This is a genomic window from Sulfitobacter sp. 15WGC, assembly GCF_005068605.1.
GTDB classification, from domain to species: Bacteria; Pseudomonadota; Alphaproteobacteria; order Rhodobacterales; family Rhodobacteraceae; genus Sulfitobacter; species Sulfitobacter faviae.
Genome location: NZ_SZNL01000289.1, coordinates 1 through 205, shown reverse-complemented (window position 1 = coordinate 205; position 205 = coordinate 1). Strand labels below are relative to the sequence as shown.

The 205-nt window shown below is 60.0% G+C and carries 1 pseudogene; it reads left to right on the top strand.

Going from position 1 to position 205, the window contains the following annotated elements:
* Positions 1-133, top strand: a pseudogene (locus FCK22_RS18805) (IS3 family transposase); the annotation flags it as partial.
* Between the last annotated feature and the right edge of the window lie 72 nt (positions 134-205).

Genomic DNA, 205 nt, shown 5'->3' with positions numbered 1-205 from the left:
GGCAGTGATAGACGATTGCAGCCGCGAAAACCTGTGCCTGATTGCTGACACCAGCATCTCCGGCGCGCGTGTTGCGCGTGAGCTGGATGCGCTGGTGCGGATCTACGGTAAACCCGGATGCATAGTCAGCGATCGAGCCATTGGAACGCCATTGGTCCGAGAGACAATGGCGAGGGGGACAGAGTTCACGAGCCGGGCCATTCTG